Genomic DNA, 16,931 nt, shown 5'->3' on the forward strand with positions numbered 1-16,931 from the left:
ACAGAAATGCAACTTCCTTAAGAAAGATGACAGACGCTTCACCAACCGCAGAGAATGGCCAGGAAAAACCAGTCGATCTTCGAAAGCTGCTGCGTGCCATCAACGACTCCTTTAGCGAAGATGACCTGCGCGACCTCTGCTTTGAGCTACGGCTCGATTTTGAAAACCTCCCTGGCAGCGTAAAAAAAGATAAAGTGCGTGAGCTCATCATCCATTTTGATCGCCGCAAGCGAATAAACGTGCTTGTTGAGGCTTTCCGCGAGATGCGCCCGCATGTAGATATTGACGCCATCGAGGTGACTGAGCTGGATGACGATCCCTCCTCCGCCCGCATCGAAATTCATCAGGCAGATATTTTGCCTGCCCAAGACAAGTCAAACACCGTAATTGCCAGCAAAAGCTTTGGGGCCATTGTGCGAATGCTGACGCGGGAGGATGTGCGTACGGCCGTTGTCACTTTCCAGACCGATTTCCAAGCCGCCTCCCAACAAATTGACCAGATGAACGATTACAAGCAGATCCACGATCTGTTCCAGATTTTGGAGACGCAGTATGACCTCATCTACCGCGACCAAAAGAGGCTGCCCGACGATGACATGGCCTGGGAAGACATTGCCGGTGCCGAAACGGAGCTAAATACCCGCATTGGCGACCTGGTGACGCTTTCCAAAAGCGAAACCTTTGCAGGCGGCGACGTGCGCTGGGCCACCCAGCTAGAAACGGTGAAGGATCGGATGCAAACGGCCGTTAACGATGACGATCTAGAAGCGCTCAACGGCGGCGTTAGCCTGCTCTCGCGCGTGCTGACGCGCCATCCCACGCGCATCAACGCCCAACTGGTGGCCGTGGCCAACGCCCTGCGGCTAGACAATCTGGAACAAGCCATCACCACCATCAGCAGCAGCCTGGCTGAAGCAGATGTGGCCATGGACAACATGGTTGAAGAGGTAAAAAGCGGCAAATCTGCCCTGGCGGGGCTGGATGATCGGCTCAAAGCACTGGTGCGGGAACACAACGCCTGGCAAAACATTGATGATGAGGTGCGGCGAGTGAAAACGGCCGTGTCCAAAAATCAACTCATCGAGCTAGAAGACGCCTGGTTTGACCTGCAGCCGATGACCCAGGAACTGATTGACTCCAATCCAGAAGCGGGTTGGGTCGTTAATCTCAACAAGGCGATGGGCAACCTGGAAGCCGCCATCGAGCAGCAGCTAAACTCCAAAATTCGCCGCCTGTTTATGCGCTACCACACCTACGTCGGCCACCGTTTCCGTGAAGTAGATTTAGAACTGCTTTCCCTCTGCACCGAACTGCAGCGTGTGGGCGAACAAATCGATCTCCTGTTGAGGCAATTTAACAAATGAGCCATTCAGACGAAGAATTCATTCCCTTCATGTCCTTCACCTCGATGCGCGATTCGCATCGGTCGCTGCTCAAAGAGCGGCGCAAGAACAAGGGAGCCGAGGATCAATCTGCCCTTTGGGAAGCAGTGACCGAATTTTTGCATCGCGGGGCCGAGGCCGGTGCCTTTATAGACAACACCGAAGACCGCGAAGCCGCTCAGAGCCTGCTCGACTATTGGCACAACCAGCTTTTCCATGCGGGCAAAGAGACGCCCGACGCGGTGCTGATTGATTTTGATGCCACCACCCAGCCAGAAATTCCCGATTCCCGCTGCCCCTACATCGGTCTGGAATCATTTAATGATGAAAACAAGCACCTGTTTTACGGTCGTGATCAGCTCATCAAAGAACTACTGGATCAGGTGCTGGTGAATCGGTTGGTAACGGCCGTTGGCCCCTCCGGCAGTGGTAAATCGTCTGTGGTGCTGGCCGGGTTGCTGCCCAAACTGGAAGATGGCGAACTGCCCGGCAGCGATAGCTGGCACTACTACCCCACCATCGTACCCGGCACGGCTCCCCTCACCCAGCTTGCCAAACTGCTGGAGCCCGATGGTGCCGACCCCGCCGAATGGATTACCGAAAATTACGATGCCTTCCTGCGCGATGCCAATCACCTTGCCAAATTAGTCCAGGACAACGCCAATGCCCCGGCGGTGCTGTCCATTGACCAGTTTGAAGAAACCTTCACCCTTTGCCACGACGAGCAGGAGCGAGACGCCTTCATAGACAATCTGCTGGGGTTGGTGAATGCGCGGGAAGCCCGCCATGTGGTCATTTTGACCATGCGCGTGGATTACGAGAGCTATCTCAATAAAGTGCCGCTGTTCCAATCCATGTACGAGCAAGGGTTGGTGCGCGTGACGGCCATGAACGCTAGCGAACTGCATGATGCCATCGAGCAGCCTGCCCAAGCCATCGGCCTGAAATTTGAAGATGGCCTGATTGAAGCCCTGGTGCGCGAAATTGTGGGCGAACCGGCTGCGCTGCCCCTGCTGCAATTTGCCTTGCTACAATTGTGGGATGACCGCGAACGCAACCGCATCACTTGGGACGCCTACCGCCGCCTGGGTGGTGTGATGGAAGCCCTCGCCTCCACGGCCGATTCGCTTTACAATAGTATGTTGCCAGAAGAGCAAAACGCGGCAAAGCGCATTTTGCTGCGGCTGGTGCGCCCCGGCACGGGCGTAGAATTTACTCGTAGCCGCGCTACGCGCCGCACCCTCTACCAATCTGGCGAAGCCAATGACCGCATTGACCGCGTGCTGGAAAAATTGGTAAATGCCCGCTTGCTGCGCCAAACGGATGGCCCCAAACCTGAAACCGACCAGTTTGAGGTGGCACACGAGGCGCTGGTGCGTAACTGGCCGCGCCTAGTGGAGTGGCTGGAGGATGAGCGCGTGGTGCTGCGTCATCGGCTGCGCTTCACCGCCCAGGCGGAAGAGTGGGATGCGCGTGACCGGGATACAGATGCTTTGCTGCGCGGCAAGCGGCTGCAAGAGGCGCTGCTGTTTGAGGAGCTAAATCCGCTGGAGCAGGAGTACCTGGATGCGAGTAAGGCGGCGCACCAGCTAGAAATTGAAGAGAAGCAGGCGCAGCAGCAGCGGGAGCTGGAGCAAGCGCAAAAATTAGCTGAAGAACAAAGCCAACGTGCCGAGGCAGAGGCGCAAGCGGCTCGCCGTGCCCGCAACTTCAATTACGCCCTCATCGTTATTTTATTGCTGGTCATTGGTGGGGCAGTGAGCTTAATTTATTTGCAGGATGTGCAGCAAGAGCGGGAGGAAGTGTCGCAGGAAGCAACCAGGGCGAGTGTAGAGGCCAGGGAAACGGCCGTTGCTGCTGATGTTTTAGCGTTAGAACTAGCCGTTGAAAGCACGTCCGCCGCGCTGGAGGCGGCCACGGTAAACGCGATGGCTACAGCCGACAACGCAGTGGCCACCATGGAGGTAGCCGCCAATCAAACGTTGGTGGCCGAACGAGCCGAGGTGGAAAGCCAGGAGGAAGCCACGGCGCAGGCGGCGACGGCCGAGGCGCAGCTGGCAACGGTGGCGGCACAGGCCACAAGCGTTGCGGCGGATGCCGTTGAGAATACGCCAGAGGCAACCGTGCCTAATCAACCCACCGCCACGCCAGACCCAGCCCAGCTCGCCCTGGATGCCCAGCTCAACGCCTTCATCCGCGAAGAGGACAATATGCCGATGCTGTTCATCACGGGCGGCTCTTACCAGATGGGCGTTGCCGATGGCGAGGACAATCCGCTGCGACCGGTGACGGTGGATAGTTTCTATTTCGATCAGTATGAAGTAACAGTCCAGCAGTTTGCGGATTTCCTGAACCGGCAGGGGGGCAATAATGAGGCTTGTAACGGAGTGGATTGTGCCACAACGGCCGTTTTTACCTCACTCACCAATCTGCTAAATAATCTGGGGGTCTTTGAAACGGAGCCGGGCACGGGACGCTTCCCGGCCACCTGGGTTACCTGGGAGGGAGCCAATGCGTACTGTGAATCTGTCGGCGCACGCTTGCCCACCGAGGCGGAATGGGAATATGCGGCACGGGGCACAGACGGCCGTCTCTATCCCTGGGGTGATGCCACGCCGACTTTTCAGCTGACGGCCGTTTTTAACAATAATCCGGCGCAATCTCTCACCAACTTTTTCCCGCGAGCCTTTATCCGGGTAGATGGCTTGCCCGACGGAGCCAGCCCGTTTGGCGTGCTGGGCATGGCTGGCGGCGCGGCCGAATGGGTGCAGGATTGGTACGATCCCGAATTTTACAACCTGGCATTGCCCGCCAGCGGCTATAACGAGGATGATTCATCTGGATTGAAAGTGCTGCGCGGTGGCTCCTGGGTAAGTGCCGCTGGTGAAGTGAACGCTGCAATGCGTTTTGCTCTGGCTCCCAACGACCCCAACACATTTGCTCTGGATAATTCACAAATTGGCGCTGGTTTCCGCTGTGCCATTGACTCGAATTAAGAAATTGGAGACTGGAGATTGGTTCAGTCTCCAATCTCCTGTTACTTGTCTTTTTTCGCTCGCTTAATCGCCCGCTGCCGCACCTCATGCCGCAGCTCCTTCTTGCGGATGCGAAGCGCGTTGGGCGTGACCTCAAGCAGTTCATCCTTGCCCAAATATTCAATAGATTCATCCAAAGACATGATGCGGGGCGTGTGCAGCGCTTCGGCAATGGCCGTGGGGCCGGTGCGAACTGCGCTGAGGACTTTGGTTTTGCAGACGTTCACCACCAGCTCCTCGTTGCGGATGTGCTGGCCCACCACCTGTCCCTTGTACACGTCCTCGGCGGGCAGCACAAAGAAGGTGCCGCGCTGCTGCAAGCCTTGCAGCGCATAGGCGCTCACCGGGCCAGATTCCATCGCCACCAATGAGCCAAACTCCTGCGTCTCAATGTCGCCTTTGACTGGCTCATAGTCGTGGAACAGGGTGTGGTAAATGCCCGTACCGCGCGTAGCCGTCAGGAATGGCTGGCGGAAGCCGAGGATGCCGCGCGTGGGCACTAAATATTCGGCATACACCGTGCCGTCCTCGCCGTAGTGGATGTTGTGCATGAGGCCGCGCCGCCGCCCCAGCATTTCGCTAACCGCGCCCAGGTAATCGTTGTGAACTTCCAAAAATAGCTTCTCGACGGGTTCGGTACGGCCGTTCTCACCATCTCTGAAAATCACTTCCGGGCGGCTAATAGCAAACTCGTACCCTTCGCGCCGCATCGTCTCGATAAGAATCGCCAAATGCAGTTCGCCCCGCCCGGAGACGATAAATTCGCCAGACTTTTCGGTTTCGTCCACGCGCATTGCCACGTTGCTTTCTAGCTCGCGCATGAGCCGCTCCCGAATTTGGCGACTGGTGACATATTTGCCATCTTTGCCGGCAAAGGGGCTGTCGTTTACCTGAAAAGTCATCCGCACGGTGGGTTCCTCTACCTTGATGGGGGGAAGCGGGCGCGGATCGTCCGGGTCGGCCAGCGTGTCGCCGATGCCGATGTCAGGGATGCCCGCCACGGCGATGATGTTACCCGCCTGAACCTGCTTTTGCTCCATGCGCTGCAAATCGCGGAAGGTGTATAGCTTGCTGATTTTGCCTGGTTCCATCTGGCCATCGGCCTTAATGTGCATGATGGCTTGGCCATCGCTGATAGTCCCGCTGGTAAGCCGCCCGACGGCGATTTTGCCGACGTAGCTGCTGTATTCCAGGGTGGTGACAAGCAGTTGGGTGGGGCCATCGGGGTCAATCATGGGTGGGGGTAGGAAGCTGACGATGGTGTCGAATAACGGCCGTAAATCATCAGCCAATTCATCCGGGTCTTCTCCCGCACGACCTTCCAGCGCCCGCGTGTAAATCACCGGGAAATCTGCCTGCTCTTCGCTGGCGCCCAGGTCTATGAACAGATCAAAGGTGGCGTTAACCACATAATCTGGGCGGGCGGCAGGGCGGTCAATCTTGTTGACCACGACGATGACCTTGACCCCTTTTTCCAGCGCCTGGCGCAGCACGAAGCGGGTTTGAGGCATCGGGCCTTCCACGGCGTCTACCAGCAGCAGCGCACCATCTACCATGTTCACCACGCGCTCCACCTCGCCGCCAAAGTCGGCGTGGCCGGGTGTGTCTACGATGTTGATCGTCGTGCCTTCATACACGATGCTGGTATTTTTCGCCAGGATAGTGATGCCCCGCTCCCGCTCCAAATCGTTGGAGTCGAGGACGCGCTCGGCCACTTCCTGGTTGGTGCGGAAGACGTTGGTTTGGCGCAGCATCCCATCCACCAGCGTGGTTTTGCCGTGGTCTACGTGGGCAATAATGGCGATGTTGCGAATGTCGTTGCGAGGTTGTAAAGACATAAATTTTGTGCGTTTCCTTCATGAAAAAGCCCGGCCAAAGCATGGTCGGGCAGAATAGTTGATTGAATTTGTTTGGATTGTATGTCAGGAGGGGGTTGGAAGCAAAAAGCAAATCACGAATGAAACGAATGTACGAATGAGACGAATTTTTTTTAGAGGCATCGTGGTATTTGTTCAATTCGCCTATTCGTGATTTTTTTGCATAGTATCGGGTGAGCGGTTTACACTTGCTCTATGCCTCTTTTACGTTCAACGGCGTTTGCGGGCTTAACGGCCGTTTCCACCCATCACTCTCCCCTCAATGCCGTCTGGCTGGGTCAGGTCACACGGCCGTTGCCACTGCCACAGCTTGGCCACATTTATCTTATCTTTCCGGGTGAAACGGCCGTTTCATGCAACAACGTCACGCTTAATCCTGGCCAATATACCTGGCTCACCGATGTAGATGAACCGATGATTTTGACGGGAACGGCCGTGTCGCAAGCGCCTTGCCTCGTCTTATTGCTCAGCCCGGGATTTGCGCTGGACATGGCCGACTTTTTAGGCATCCCGCCTGAACTGAACCAGCTCATGCACAACGTGCCGCTGCCGCAAGGGGATGAACTTTCTTACCTGCTGGCAGAGATGGTCAAAGCGTGTACGCCGCCAGAGGATTTTCCCTCGGCGGATGATTTGATGGTAGAAGTAGTAGGTGAACTGCTGCGGATGATGCGGCTGCGGCGGCAAGCGTTGGCGGCACTGGCCCCGCGCAAGCAAAGCACGCTGGACGATCTGCTGCCCCGGCTTTTGCAGGCGCGTCAACTTGTCGAAGCCCGTTTTTTGGATGAGTTGCAGGTGGTGGATGTGGCTACGGCCGTTTCCCTCTCAGAGTATCATTTTGCTCGGTTGTTCAAGGCCGCTTTTGGCGAAAGCCTGTACCAATTTATCAAGCGGCTGCGCCTGGATGAAGCCCGCTTCCGCCTGCTGGAAAGCGATTTGTCGGTGACGGAGTTAAGTTTGCAGGTTGGGTACAGTAGCCTTAGTTCGTTTATCCATGCCTTTCGCCGTTGCTTTGGCGTTTCGCCCACCCAATACCGCGCCCAGCTACAAAGGGTTCGTTCACAGATAACTTTTGTTCAGAAAACGAACCCCAAGGCTTGACCCTTTACCAAAACTCAAAAGTTAAAAACGGTCAAGCTCAAAGTTAGCAGGAATGAACAAGCAGGACGGGGAACGGCCGTTTACAATGCAATCATTCAATAACCGCACACAGAAAAAAAGCGAACGCAGAGGCATAAAATCGCAAAGAAAAAATCTGTGTCAATCCGCGAAATCTGTGGCTAATAAAATAAGGAGAAACCTGATGAGCATAGTTAAAGCCCAAAATGTGAACCATCCAGACCATCGCCAAAATTTGAAAGAAGAAAAATACACAGTCATTCGTGAAGCGATGTTGGCTACATTACCTGGTAGCACCAGCGACGGTATGCCTTTTTTAGAGATGGAAGAAAAAGTTGCTGTTTATCTAGCCGATAAAAGCGTTCCAAAAGAGATGTTTCCCAAGCCCGGTTCGGTTCGCTGGTACTGCAAATCAGTCCAGCTTGATTTGGAAGCCAAGGGCATTATTGAACGCTTGCCGAAGCGAACACCGATCCATCTGCGTAAAACAGATGTGTAAGTAATCGTTCGGAGATAAAATGGCAGTTTTCGCATCCAACGGTTACTTTAAGCCCATTCGCCAATTCCAGGTTGCGCCCGCACAGCCTGGAATTGGCGAATGGGCAGTAGGCTTTTTTGAACATTTGTAACCTCAAAATATCGCCAAAATTCATGGGCAGCGACACGGTAAATAGGATATGATTACGATACTATTTTCCAATTTTGCAACAAGGAGTCACAGATGTTAGTTAAACGTCGTATGTCAACACCAGTTATCACTGTCCCGCCAGAAATGTCGCTGCCGGATTGTTTAAAGTTGATGAAGCAAGAGCATATTCGCCGTGCGCCCGTCGTAGAAAACGGCCGTCTCATTGGCATTGTCTCTGATAAAGATTTGCTCAACGCTTCCCCCTCCGATGCCACCTCGCTCAGTGTTTGGGAAATTTCCTATCTGGTCAACAAAATCAAAGTCAAGGATGTGATGACCAAAGAGGTGCTTACCATCCAGGAGAACATGCCCATCGAAGAAGCAGCCCGAATTATGGTAGACAACAAAGTTGGTGGATTGCCCGTCATGAAAAACGGCGAGCTGGTGGGGCTCATTACCGAAACAGATTTGTTCAAGATATTGCTAGAGCTAATGGGAGCGCGGGATCAGGGGGTGCGGGTAACGGCCGTTGCCTCCGACGCCGTCGGTACGCTAGCCAAGCTGTCCCATGCGATTGCCAGCGGTGGTGGTAGCTTCCTGGCTTTTGGCGAATTTTCCGGTGATGCAGCCTCAAATCGGATTGTAACATTTAAGGTGCGGCACATGGATGAAACGGCCGTGCGCGTTGCCTTAGAGCCTGTTGTAGAGAAAATCATAGACATTCGCACTGTATAGCAATCTGTGACCCGGAGGATTTCACAAAAATCCTCCGGGTCACGCTTTTCATAATTCATAACTCAAGTTGCTACCTTAAAAATATGGCTGACACTCTCAGCCAGAACAAATAATGCGATTTTCAGCTCAAAGCCTGCGGCTGTGACTGCATGAATGCTCCTCGGCATCCTGCGTGCAATGGATGACCCTGTCGTCTCCACAATCTTGCGATGCAGTTTTATCCAATAAGTGCGCCACGGTGGATACGGCCGTTTGCTGTTTTTCTTGCGTACAGGACATAGTTTCACCTGTCTTGTCTCATTGATTAAGTCTTCCATGGTGTAATCATTGTAGATTTTGTCCGCATAGATTTCTGAACCCGTCGGTAGGTCAAACTGAAAGGAGCGCAGGTGAGTCACATCGCTTTCAGAACCCGGTGTTAGGAAGAACTCAACTGGTTGACCCTGACTGGTGACCATCAAATGTAGTTTGAGTCCATAGAAGTAGCGGCGTTTGCTCGCAATCTTGCCGCGATACTTCTCTTCTCGATAGAGACGACAGCGGCGAATGCGCCAATTGTCACACACCACAATAGGAAAGGTATCGATCACGTAAATCGAATCGCTACTGACCCCTTTCCAGTGGGCGCCCAACATCTCGATAAAGGTCACGATGTAATGGCTCACTCGATGCAGACGACGTGAATACCGACTTTTGCTCAACATGGTTGGTATGTAGCCGCCTTGATGCAAGAAGGCACGGGCAAGTTCATAATTGCCGCTAAAAAACAGAGCAGCCACGATTGCTGTGGTGATGACCTCGGAATCGTTCATGCGGCATTGACTGTTTTCATGATGACCTAAACCAAGCAAAAGGTCGTTAACCAGCGTGTAAATCGCTACAATTTGTTCGTCCATGATTGTCCTCGTAAAAATGGTTTGGTGGTTCAAACCCACTTTACTTGGCTTTCATGGACTTCACCATTTTTGACTGTTAAGGTAGCAACTTAGGTTAATTCATAATTTTCCTGGAGTACCAAATGAGCGAAAAAATTGGCTTCATCGGCCTGGGCATTATGGGGCAGGGCATGGTGCAGAACCTTCTGGCCGTAGGCTTCCCTGTTTACATCTGGAACCGCACCCATCCCAAAATGGATCCCCTTATTGAATTAGGTGCCATTGCCGCCACCAGCCCCGCTGATGTCGCCAGCCATGCCGACATCATCATCACCTGCGTCAGTGACACCCCAGACGTGGAGCATGTGATGCTCCAGTCCAACGGGGTCATTTTTGGTGTCAAACCCGGCAATCTCGTCATAGACATGAGCACCATCAGCCCAGAGATTACCCGTCGTTTGGCTCAAGCCTTCGCCGACCGGGGCGTACACATGCTAGATGCCCCCATCAGCGGCGGCAGCGAAGGCGCGGCCAAAGGCACCCTCAGCATTATGGTCGGCGGGGATGCCGAACAGTTCGCTCGCGCCATGCCCGCCTTTGAGGCCATGGGCAAAGCCATCACCCACGTCGGCGACATTGGTGCAGGCCAAACCGTGAAGCTGGTCAACCAAATTTTAGTCGTGGTAACGATGTTGGGGGTGGGGGAAGCCTTACTCTTTGCCCAAGCTGGTGGACTCGACTTAAACAAAACGCTAGAAGCCGTGACGCAAGGCGCAGCCGGTAGCTGGATGCTCAGTAATCGTGGCCCGCAGGTGGTCGAGCGGGATTGGCGGCCTGGTTTCACTATTGATTTGCAGCAAAAAGATTTACGCCTCGTGCTAGAAGCGGCCGATCAAATGGGTGTGCCCATGCTCGGCACCGGCATGGTGTTCAACCTCTACCGCACTCTCCAGCAGCAAGGGCTTGGTCTAGAAGGCAACCACGCTCTCGTCAAAGCCCTAGAACATCTGGCGGGTCTAGAGATTGGCAAACAACGCTAGAACCCAACTAAATAAACCTCCGCAGGTTTATTCTCAAACACTGTTGGCGGATGGAACCTGCGGGAGGTTAGCTGTTTTCCATTCACGATGTTGCGCTACGGTGCATGAAGTCTCCTAGCTGATTGTAATAACCACTTTGCCTATAGCACGCTTTTGGCCAAAAAAGTGAAACGCTTCTGTGACCTGTTCTAGCGGATAGCACCTGTCAATAATGGGGCTAACCTTGTTTGTTTCATGCAACACTGTCAAATAATCTAAATCTTTTGGGTTCGTTTTTAACATCAAAAGCCCTAATTCTTTCCCGCCCTTCTTGGATATTCTTGGGCCTATAAGGCCAATCTGTAGCAACGCCAAGCTGTTACCGCCAACCATCACACAAACCCCATCGAGCTTTAGGGCGCGCCGGTAAGCAATAATAGAGCGGCTGGCCACCAGATCGAGAATGAGATCATACTGCTTGCCATTTTTAGTGTAATCCTCGTGCCGATAATCAATGACGTGATCAGCGCCTAAGGTATGCAACATCTCAAACTTGTCGGCACTATCTACGCCAGTAACTTCCGCACCGAACATTTTGGCAAGCTGTACGGCAAAGGTGCCTGTGCCACCACCCGCCCCATTAATCAATACTTTCTGGCCGGGCTGGATCTGTCGTTTATCACGAAGCCCTTGCAGAGCCAAAGCGCCTGCCTGCGGAATGGCGGATGCTTGCTCAAATGTCAAGCTCTTGGGCTTGAGCGTGATGAAGCGTTCACGAGCGCAAACATATTCGGCAAAACCACCAGCGTCGCTCCACAAAAGGTCGCCAAACACCTCATCTCCTGGTTGGAATTGCGTAACGTCTTTGCCAACGGCTTCCACCTGTCCAGCAACGTCTGAACCAAGGATTGTGGGTTTGGGCTTTAGCCAGCCATTAAATACCCGAACATAGGCTGGCTTTCCGGTGAGTGCTTCCCAATCGGAGGCGTTAAGAGAGGCTGCTTTAAGCTTTATTAAAACTTCGTTGTCTTTGGGAGTTGGTTTCTCAATCTCTTTTAAGACAATAGCATTTGCATTGCCATATTTCTCAATCATTGCTGCTTTCATAATTTTCACTAACCTAGAGGTGACAGTCACTTTCAAAAGTGACTGTCACCTGAATCTTATCCATTTGATGTCATGGGTAGACCTTCGCCAGCCCATTCGTCCATCGAGCCATCGTACACAGCCACGTTTTGGTTGCCAGCCATCAAATGCGCCATTGCGTTTACCGTGGCGGCGATGCCCCCACCGCAGTAGGTGATGACCCGCTCATGCTGTGCTTCTTCGTGCAGTCGTGTAGTCAATGTGTCATTGTCTACAAAAGCGGTATTGTCACGCATCAAATCCAGGCAGGAGAGGTGTGAAGAACCTTGGATGTGACTTTGATAATATGCGTTTGGCGGCAGGGTGTTGACCGTACAGACAGCCTCATTTTGCATGGCTGCCAGAACATCTTCTTTGTTGGCAAACATATCCGTTCGCAGATTGCTGGTGAAGGTCGTGGTTTCATATTTCCTTTCACCGCTTTCAAGTTGTCCGCCTGCTTTTTTCCAGGCATCTAGCCCGCCATTTAGCACGCGCACGTTGTTGTGTCCAGCATACCGAAGCACCCACCAGGCGCGGGTGGCGCAAGCCAATATTTCAGTTGTATAAAAAATTACTTCTGAATTGTCGCCAATGCCGATATTGCCAATTTGCTTCGCTAAGTCGGCCTCTGGCAGCACCATGTACATATATTTGCTGCTGGCGTCAGAAAAGTCTTGATGATCAAAAAATGCGGCTCCTGGGATATGGGCTTCTAAATACTCCTCGTGAGCCGTTGGGCCGGATTCACCTCTAAAAAAGAGGATGGTGGCGTCGTAGATTCGCAAGTTGGGATCATCTATTTTCGCAAGCAATTCATCTGCCTCAATAAGTAAGCTGTTTCGATTCATTTTCTACTCTCCTATTATTGATGTTCATGTTATCTGCCACGGTGATTACTATCTTGCCTTTGGCGTGTTCTTTTTCAAGATAACGGAACGCTGTGGGAACCTCATTCAATGGGTAACATCTGTCTATGACGGGGACTATCTTGCCTGTTTCAAGAAGCTCTCTGATGAAGGCTAATTCTTCTGGGCTTGATTTGACAACACCAATGTTTATGATTTTCTGGCTGCTGACTTTGGAGATGAATGGGCCTAGCAGCATAGATTGAAAGACTTGCGCCATCTCTCCGCCAGTGCAAACGTAGGTACCATCTGATGTAAGGGCACGTTTATAATCGGAAAGTGAGCGGTAGCCATTGACGCCGATAATTAAGTCATACTTTTGCCCATTTTTAGTGGAATCTTCTTTCGTATAATCTATGGCGTGGTCAGCACCGATGGCGCGTACCATCTCTATTTTACCAGTGCTGCAAACGGCCGTTACCTCAGCCCCAACTGCTTTTGCAATGAGGATGGCAAATGTTCCTACACCGCCGGATGCCCCGTTGATCAAAACCTTTTGCCCCGGCTGAAGCCCATTTTTGGCACGGATGCCTCGTAAAGCCGTGACCGCCGCCAGCGGAACGGCCGCTGCCTGAGCGAACGTTATATTGGCTGGTTTCAACACCAAGGTGGTCTCTGGCGCACATACATACTCGGCAAAGCCGCCAAAGCCACTCTCGCCAAATACAGCATCCCCAGGTTGAAACTGCTGAACGTTTTTGCCAACGGCCACAACTTGCCCTGCAATATCATTGCCCAAGATGTTCCGTTTTGGCCTGAACAGCCCGCCAGCCATCAGACGAGCCAGGTATGGCTTGCCTTCTAAGATCACCAAGTTGCCTTTGTTGATGGCGGCTGCATGGACTTTTACCAAGACCTCATTTTCTTTAGGCGTTGGTTTTTCTGTCTCCTGAAATGTAAGTACATCAGGGCTTCCGTATTGCATGTAAGCAATTGCTTTCATGATTCTTTCCTTTCAAATCTAATAAAATTGCGGGCAGTTCATTTCTCTGTGATTGTTGGGTTAACGGCCGTAACCGACAACAAGGGCAAACCAATATCACGCACTTTTCTGAGGAGGCCATGTAGCGCCGCTTGGTCAATCGTGGGGCTTGTTAACAATGTATTCCCATCCGCTTCCAGGGTAATCACGACATCTTCGAACCATTCTGCCCATTGGCGACTTAGATGGCCTTTAACCCTAATCTGATAAGCGAAAGGTTTGGTTGGGTCTGCGGGTTGGGTTTGTTTGTTAGACATGTCTACCTGTTGTCGCGAATTGTTTCGGGTACAGGGGAAGCATATCCTTAAAATGGTGTTCAGGTATAGACACTAAAGTGTCATTTAGGAGTGTTATTTTGCAGTTGGAGCATGATGGTTTGGGGGAACGGCCGTTTCCTGACTTAAGCGGTCCGTAAAAGAGGGAGAAGGTGTGCTAGTCCTAACTTTGCAGCAATCCTAATTCACGGGCGCGGGCAACAGCCTCGGTGCGTCTTTGCACTTGCAGCTTACCAAAGATGCGCTTGTTGTGCCCTTTCACCGTGTTCAACGCCAGAAATAATCGCTCGCCAATCTCCCGATTGGACAGTCCCTCGGCGATAAGTTGCAGCACCTCAAGCTCCCGTTGGCTCAACGGCTCGACGAGTGGTTGGGGGCTGGCGGTGATGGGAACAGTTTGTTGCTTTATTTTGAAAGCCGCCAACAGCTTGTCTGCAAAGCGTTGCACCCTCTCGGCGCTAGTCACGGTATCTTTCATCTTTTGTAGTAGCCTTGCCAGCGGCGCGCCTTCATCAATGAAAATCTGGAAGAAGCCCTCTGGTTCAGCCAGATTGATGGCTTGTTCTAGAGTGCGGAGGGCAACGGCCGTATTGCCCTGTGCCTCTTGTGCCACTGCTTGCAGGATCAAGATTTCGATGAGGCTGCCCTGCCGCCCCGTGGCTTCTGCTGCTTGCTGGAGGCGATGGAGCAGGTGGCTGGCTTGTTGAATGGTAGTGGGGGAACGGCCGTCTTCACCTTGCGCGATGAGTACCCTAGCCAACGTGATATGTTCATATTCGCGCAGATAACTCAGATCATCATCTACCGACAAATCTTGCGCCTGCGCCCAGCTTCCTGCATCGGCCAGATCACCTTGCATAAGCCAAACTCGCGCCCGGACGGCCGCGACGGGACGCAGGTTGGGAATTTGCGTCTTCACAAAGAGGCGGTCTGCCTCTTCAAGCAGTTCAAGCGCATCGGCGAAGTTGCCCTGCGTCATCTTCAACCGTGCCATGATAGTGTACAAGCGGGCTTCATCGCCGGGAATCATCGCCTGCGTGCCGAGCTTTTGGGCTGTTTGCAGGTGGGTTACGGCCGTTGCCATATCGCCTTGCTCACGAAAAATTTCACTTGCTCCCAAATACAGCTCTGCAAGACCCGGAAATCGGACACCCCCCAACTCTTTAAGAATCTGGAACGATTTTTCATAAGTTTGGGCTGCTTCTTGCAGGCGACCTTGCGTCAGCAAAATATCGCCCAAAATGTAAGTGGGGCCGATTGCCCAGTGCAGCTTACCCGCTTTGTGAAAACTGGATACGACCTCCGTGAAAGCGTGGTATGTCGCTGCGAGCTCGCCTCTGTTCCAATAGATCAAGCCCACAATGGAGGCTGGAATCACCCTGCTAAGATGGTCATCGTCTGGTAAAAGCACTAGCGCTTGTTGGGCATAGGCAGTCGTGCCGTCAATATCATTCAGCTTTCTGGCATGGGCGGCACGCACAGTGGCAATCGTGCCGGGCAGTGAGCGAAATTGAGCCTCATCCGTAACCACCATCTTGGCACTGTTGGCCGAAGGATTCAGCCACTGTTCTGCATCTGCCAGTAGAGCTTCTATTACGTCTGGCGGTTCATTTTGCAGCACCCCAAAGGCATAATCCACGCTGAGAACGGGTCGGGTGCGAACCATTTCATCTGGCAACTGCCTGGCCCAACTTAGCCAAGTGGCCGTTTGGTAATTTCTGTTCATCGAAGGCCAAGCCAACTCAATCAGCCCTGCGGCACGCTCAAAATCGTTGGCAGCCAGCGCGTGGCGAATGGCCTCACCAGCAAAACCGTTTTGTTCAAACCATTCGCTTGCCCGCTGGTGCAGGCTGGGAATTTGCGCTGGCTGTTCCGCCAGGGCGCGGGCCTGCAGCACATCGGCAAAGAGGTGGTGGTAACGATACCATTGGCGCGTATCGTCCAGCGGAATGAGGAATAAGTTGCTGCGCTCTAACAGTTCCAGAATTTCCTGGCTGTTTTCTTGCCCGGTTACGGCATCACACAAGGGGGCAGTTAGCTGGTGCAGCACGGCCGTTTGCCACAAAAAGCGTCGAACGGCTTCAGGCTGGTTTTGCAAAACCTCTTCCACTAGATAATCCAGCACAAAACGGTGGCTGCCGGTAAAAGCCTGGATAAAGCTAGCCGCCTCCGTCCGGCTTTCGCTAGAAAGCGACCCTTGCATAGCCAGTGCTGCCATTTGCAAACCAGCTATCCAGCCTTCGGTGCGGGCTTCAAGGGCAGCAACCTCATCTTCTGTCAGGGTTAAGCCCATGACTTGGTTGAGGAAGACGGCCGTTTCAACAGCAGTAAAGCGCAAATCGGCCGCCCGCAGCTCCAGTAGTTGCCCGCGAACGCGGTAGCGAGGCAGGGGCAGCGGCGGGTCTTCGCGGGTGGTGATAACCAGGTGCATCTGCGGTGGCATATGCTCCAGCAAAAAAGCAAGCGCCTGGTCAACCGCCTGCGTTTCAATCATGTGGTAATCATCCAGTACCAGAAGAAAGTTGCCTGATTGGCTGCTAATTTCGTTGATCAGCAACGCTAGGAGCGATTCGGGCGGCGGGGGTTGGGGAGAATCAAGAAGCGTGGCTAACTCGTTTACGGCCGTTGGCGCAACAGTCTGCCAGGCCGCAATGAGATAAGCCAGAAAGCGGGTTGGGTCGTTATCCCCCTCATCTAGTGATAGCCAAGCCACGCGATTGACGATTGAACTATCTTTTGTGGCAGCCAACTGCAAATCGTCTATCCAATTGGTAGCCAACGTTGTTTTGCCAAAGCCGGCAGGGGCAGAGATGAGAGTGAGCTTACGGGTAAAGCGTCCTCCTTGCCACAGCCCGTCGTTTAGCCGCCCGATGAGGCGAGGGCGAGAGACATTTTTGAGCCGAGGGGCCGGAATATACAGCTTGGTGGCTAAAATTGGTGTAGACATAGGTCAGTCACAACTGTTTTGTTG

13 protein-coding genes are annotated in these 16,931 nt (G+C 53.1%); 6 read left to right on the forward strand and 7 right to left on the reverse strand.

What is annotated here, in order from left to right:
* Positions 1-26 precede the first annotated feature (26 nt).
* Complete coding sequence (locus tag ACOQPM_RS01150; RefSeq protein WP_420627389.1) at positions 27-1,364, forward strand: hypothetical protein; 1,338 nt, start codon at positions 27-29, stop codon at positions 1,362-1,364.
* Positions 1,361-4,378: an SUMF1/EgtB/PvdO family nonheme iron enzyme gene (locus tag ACOQPM_RS01155; protein WP_420627390.1), complete on the forward strand. Its 3,018-nt coding sequence runs from the start codon at positions 1,361-1,363 to the stop codon at positions 4,376-4,378. The genes ACOQPM_RS01150 and ACOQPM_RS01155 overlap by 4 nt, the downstream gene beginning before the upstream one ends.
* 41 nt (positions 4,379-4,419) lie before the next feature.
* Here ACOQPM_RS01155 and typA read toward each other — a convergent pair whose 3' ends face one another.
* Entirely contained in the window at positions 4,420-6,255 is a 1,836-nt protein-coding gene (gene typA, locus ACOQPM_RS01160) for a translational GTPase TypA (RefSeq protein WP_420627391.1), read from the reverse strand.
* 234 nt (positions 6,256-6,489) lie between these two features.
* Here typA and ACOQPM_RS01165 point away from each other — a divergent pair, with 234 nt between their 5' ends.
* From ACOQPM_RS01165 to ACOQPM_RS01175, 3 genes are all read left to right on the forward strand, one after another.
* Positions 6,490-7,395 carry a helix-turn-helix domain-containing protein gene (locus tag ACOQPM_RS01165; protein WP_420627392.1) on the forward strand — a complete coding sequence of 302 codons (906 nt, stop codon included), beginning with the start codon at positions 6,490-6,492 and terminating at the stop codon, positions 7,393-7,395.
* A gap of 202 nt (positions 7,396-7,597) precedes the next feature.
* The gene (locus ACOQPM_RS01170; protein ID WP_420627393.1) at positions 7,598-7,912 is read left to right on the forward strand and encodes a DUF6958 family protein; all 315 of its coding nucleotides are present in this window, start codon (positions 7,598-7,600) and stop codon (positions 7,910-7,912) included.
* Positions 7,913-8,134: 222 nt separating this feature from the next.
* Positions 8,135-8,776: a CBS domain-containing protein gene (locus ACOQPM_RS01175; protein WP_420627394.1), complete on the forward strand. Its 642-nt coding sequence runs from the start codon at positions 8,135-8,137 to the stop codon at positions 8,774-8,776.
* Positions 8,777-8,838: 62 nt separating this feature from the next.
* Here the strand turns inward: ACOQPM_RS01175 and ACOQPM_RS01180 are convergent, their stop codons facing one another.
* Positions 8,839-9,672 carry an IS982 family transposase gene (locus ACOQPM_RS01180; protein ID WP_420627395.1) on the reverse strand — a complete coding sequence of 278 codons (834 nt, stop codon included), beginning with the start codon at positions 9,670-9,672 and terminating at the stop codon, positions 8,839-8,841.
* Between the two features lie 122 nt (positions 9,673-9,794).
* Here ACOQPM_RS01180 and ACOQPM_RS01185 point away from each other — a divergent pair, with 122 nt between their 5' ends.
* Positions 9,795-10,691: an NAD(P)-dependent oxidoreductase gene (locus ACOQPM_RS01185; protein WP_420627396.1), complete on the forward strand. Its 897-nt coding sequence runs from the start codon at positions 9,795-9,797 to the stop codon at positions 10,689-10,691.
* Positions 10,692-10,805: 114 nt separating this feature from the next.
* Here the strand turns inward: ACOQPM_RS01185 and ACOQPM_RS01190 are convergent, their stop codons facing one another.
* From ACOQPM_RS01190 to ACOQPM_RS01210, 5 genes are all read right to left on the reverse strand, one after another.
* Entirely contained in the window at positions 10,806-11,777 is a 972-nt protein-coding gene (locus ACOQPM_RS01190; RefSeq protein ID WP_420627397.1) for an NAD(P)-dependent alcohol dehydrogenase, read from the reverse strand.
* Positions 11,778-11,833: 56 nt separating this feature from the next.
* The gene (locus tag ACOQPM_RS01195; RefSeq protein WP_420627398.1) at positions 11,834-12,646 is read right to left on the reverse strand and encodes a sulfurtransferase; all 813 of its coding nucleotides are present in this window, start codon (positions 12,644-12,646) and stop codon (positions 11,834-11,836) included.
* Complete coding sequence (locus ACOQPM_RS01200) at positions 12,621-13,646, reverse strand: NAD(P)-dependent alcohol dehydrogenase (RefSeq protein ID WP_420627399.1); 1,026 nt, start codon at positions 13,644-13,646, stop codon at positions 12,621-12,623. The genes ACOQPM_RS01195 and ACOQPM_RS01200 overlap by 26 nt, the downstream gene beginning before the upstream one ends.
* Before the next feature lie 38 nt (positions 13,647-13,684).
* Positions 13,685-13,942: a hypothetical protein gene (locus tag ACOQPM_RS01205; protein ID WP_420627400.1), complete on the reverse strand. Its 258-nt coding sequence runs from the start codon at positions 13,940-13,942 to the stop codon at positions 13,685-13,687.
* 181 nt (positions 13,943-14,123) lie between these two features.
* The gene (locus ACOQPM_RS01210) at positions 14,124-16,907 is read right to left on the reverse strand and encodes a LuxR C-terminal-related transcriptional regulator (RefSeq protein WP_420627401.1); all 2,784 of its coding nucleotides are present in this window, start codon (positions 16,905-16,907) and stop codon (positions 14,124-14,126) included.
* Between the last annotated feature and the right edge of the window lie 24 nt (positions 16,908-16,931).

The sequence above is a fragment of the Candidatus Leptofilum sp. genome, from assembly GCF_965223525.1.
GTDB lineage: Bacteria > Chloroflexota > Anaerolineae > Promineifilales > Promineifilaceae > Leptofilum.

What these genes read in the sequence shown, in the direction of transcription:
- ACOQPM_RS01150 (WP_420627389.1), top strand. Translation starts at nt 27, where the DNA reads ATGACAGACGCTTCACCAACCGCAGAGAATGGCCAGGAAAAACCAGTC.
- ACOQPM_RS01190 (WP_420627397.1), bottom strand. Translation starts at nt 11,777, where the DNA reads ATGAAAGCAGCAATGATTGAGAAATATGGCAATGCAAATGCTATTGTC.
- ACOQPM_RS01175 (WP_420627394.1), top strand. Translation starts at nt 8,135, where the DNA reads ATGTTAGTTAAACGTCGTATGTCAACACCAGTTATCACTGTCCCGCCA.
- ACOQPM_RS01170 (WP_420627393.1), top strand. Translation starts at nt 7,598, where the DNA reads ATGAGCATAGTTAAAGCCCAAAATGTGAACCATCCAGACCATCGCCAA.
- ACOQPM_RS01185 (WP_420627396.1), top strand. Translation starts at nt 9,795, where the DNA reads ATGAGCGAAAAAATTGGCTTCATCGGCCTGGGCATTATGGGGCAGGGC.
- ACOQPM_RS01195 (WP_420627398.1), bottom strand. Translation starts at nt 12,646, where the DNA reads ATGAATCGAAACAGCTTACTTATTGAGGCAGATGAATTGCTTGCGAAA.
- ACOQPM_RS01165 (WP_420627392.1), top strand. Translation starts at nt 6,490, where the DNA reads ATGCCTCTTTTACGTTCAACGGCGTTTGCGGGCTTAACGGCCGTTTCC.
- ACOQPM_RS01200 (WP_420627399.1), bottom strand. Translation starts at nt 13,646, where the DNA reads ATGAAAGCAATTGCTTACATGCAATACGGAAGCCCTGATGTACTTACA.
- ACOQPM_RS01210 (WP_420627401.1), bottom strand. Translation starts at nt 16,907, where the DNA reads ATGTCTACACCAATTTTAGCCACCAAGCTGTATATTCCGGCCCCTCGG.
- ACOQPM_RS01205 (WP_420627400.1), bottom strand. Translation starts at nt 13,942, where the DNA reads ATGTCTAACAAACAAACCCAACCCGCAGACCCAACCAAACCTTTCGCT.
- ACOQPM_RS01155 (WP_420627390.1), top strand. Translation starts at nt 1,361, where the DNA reads ATGAGCCATTCAGACGAAGAATTCATTCCCTTCATGTCCTTCACCTCG.
- ACOQPM_RS01180 (WP_420627395.1), bottom strand. Translation starts at nt 9,672, where the DNA reads ATGGACGAACAAATTGTAGCGATTTACACGCTGGTTAACGACCTTTTG.
- typA (WP_420627391.1), bottom strand. Translation starts at nt 6,255, where the DNA reads ATGTCTTTACAACCTCGCAACGACATTCGCAACATCGCCATTATTGCC.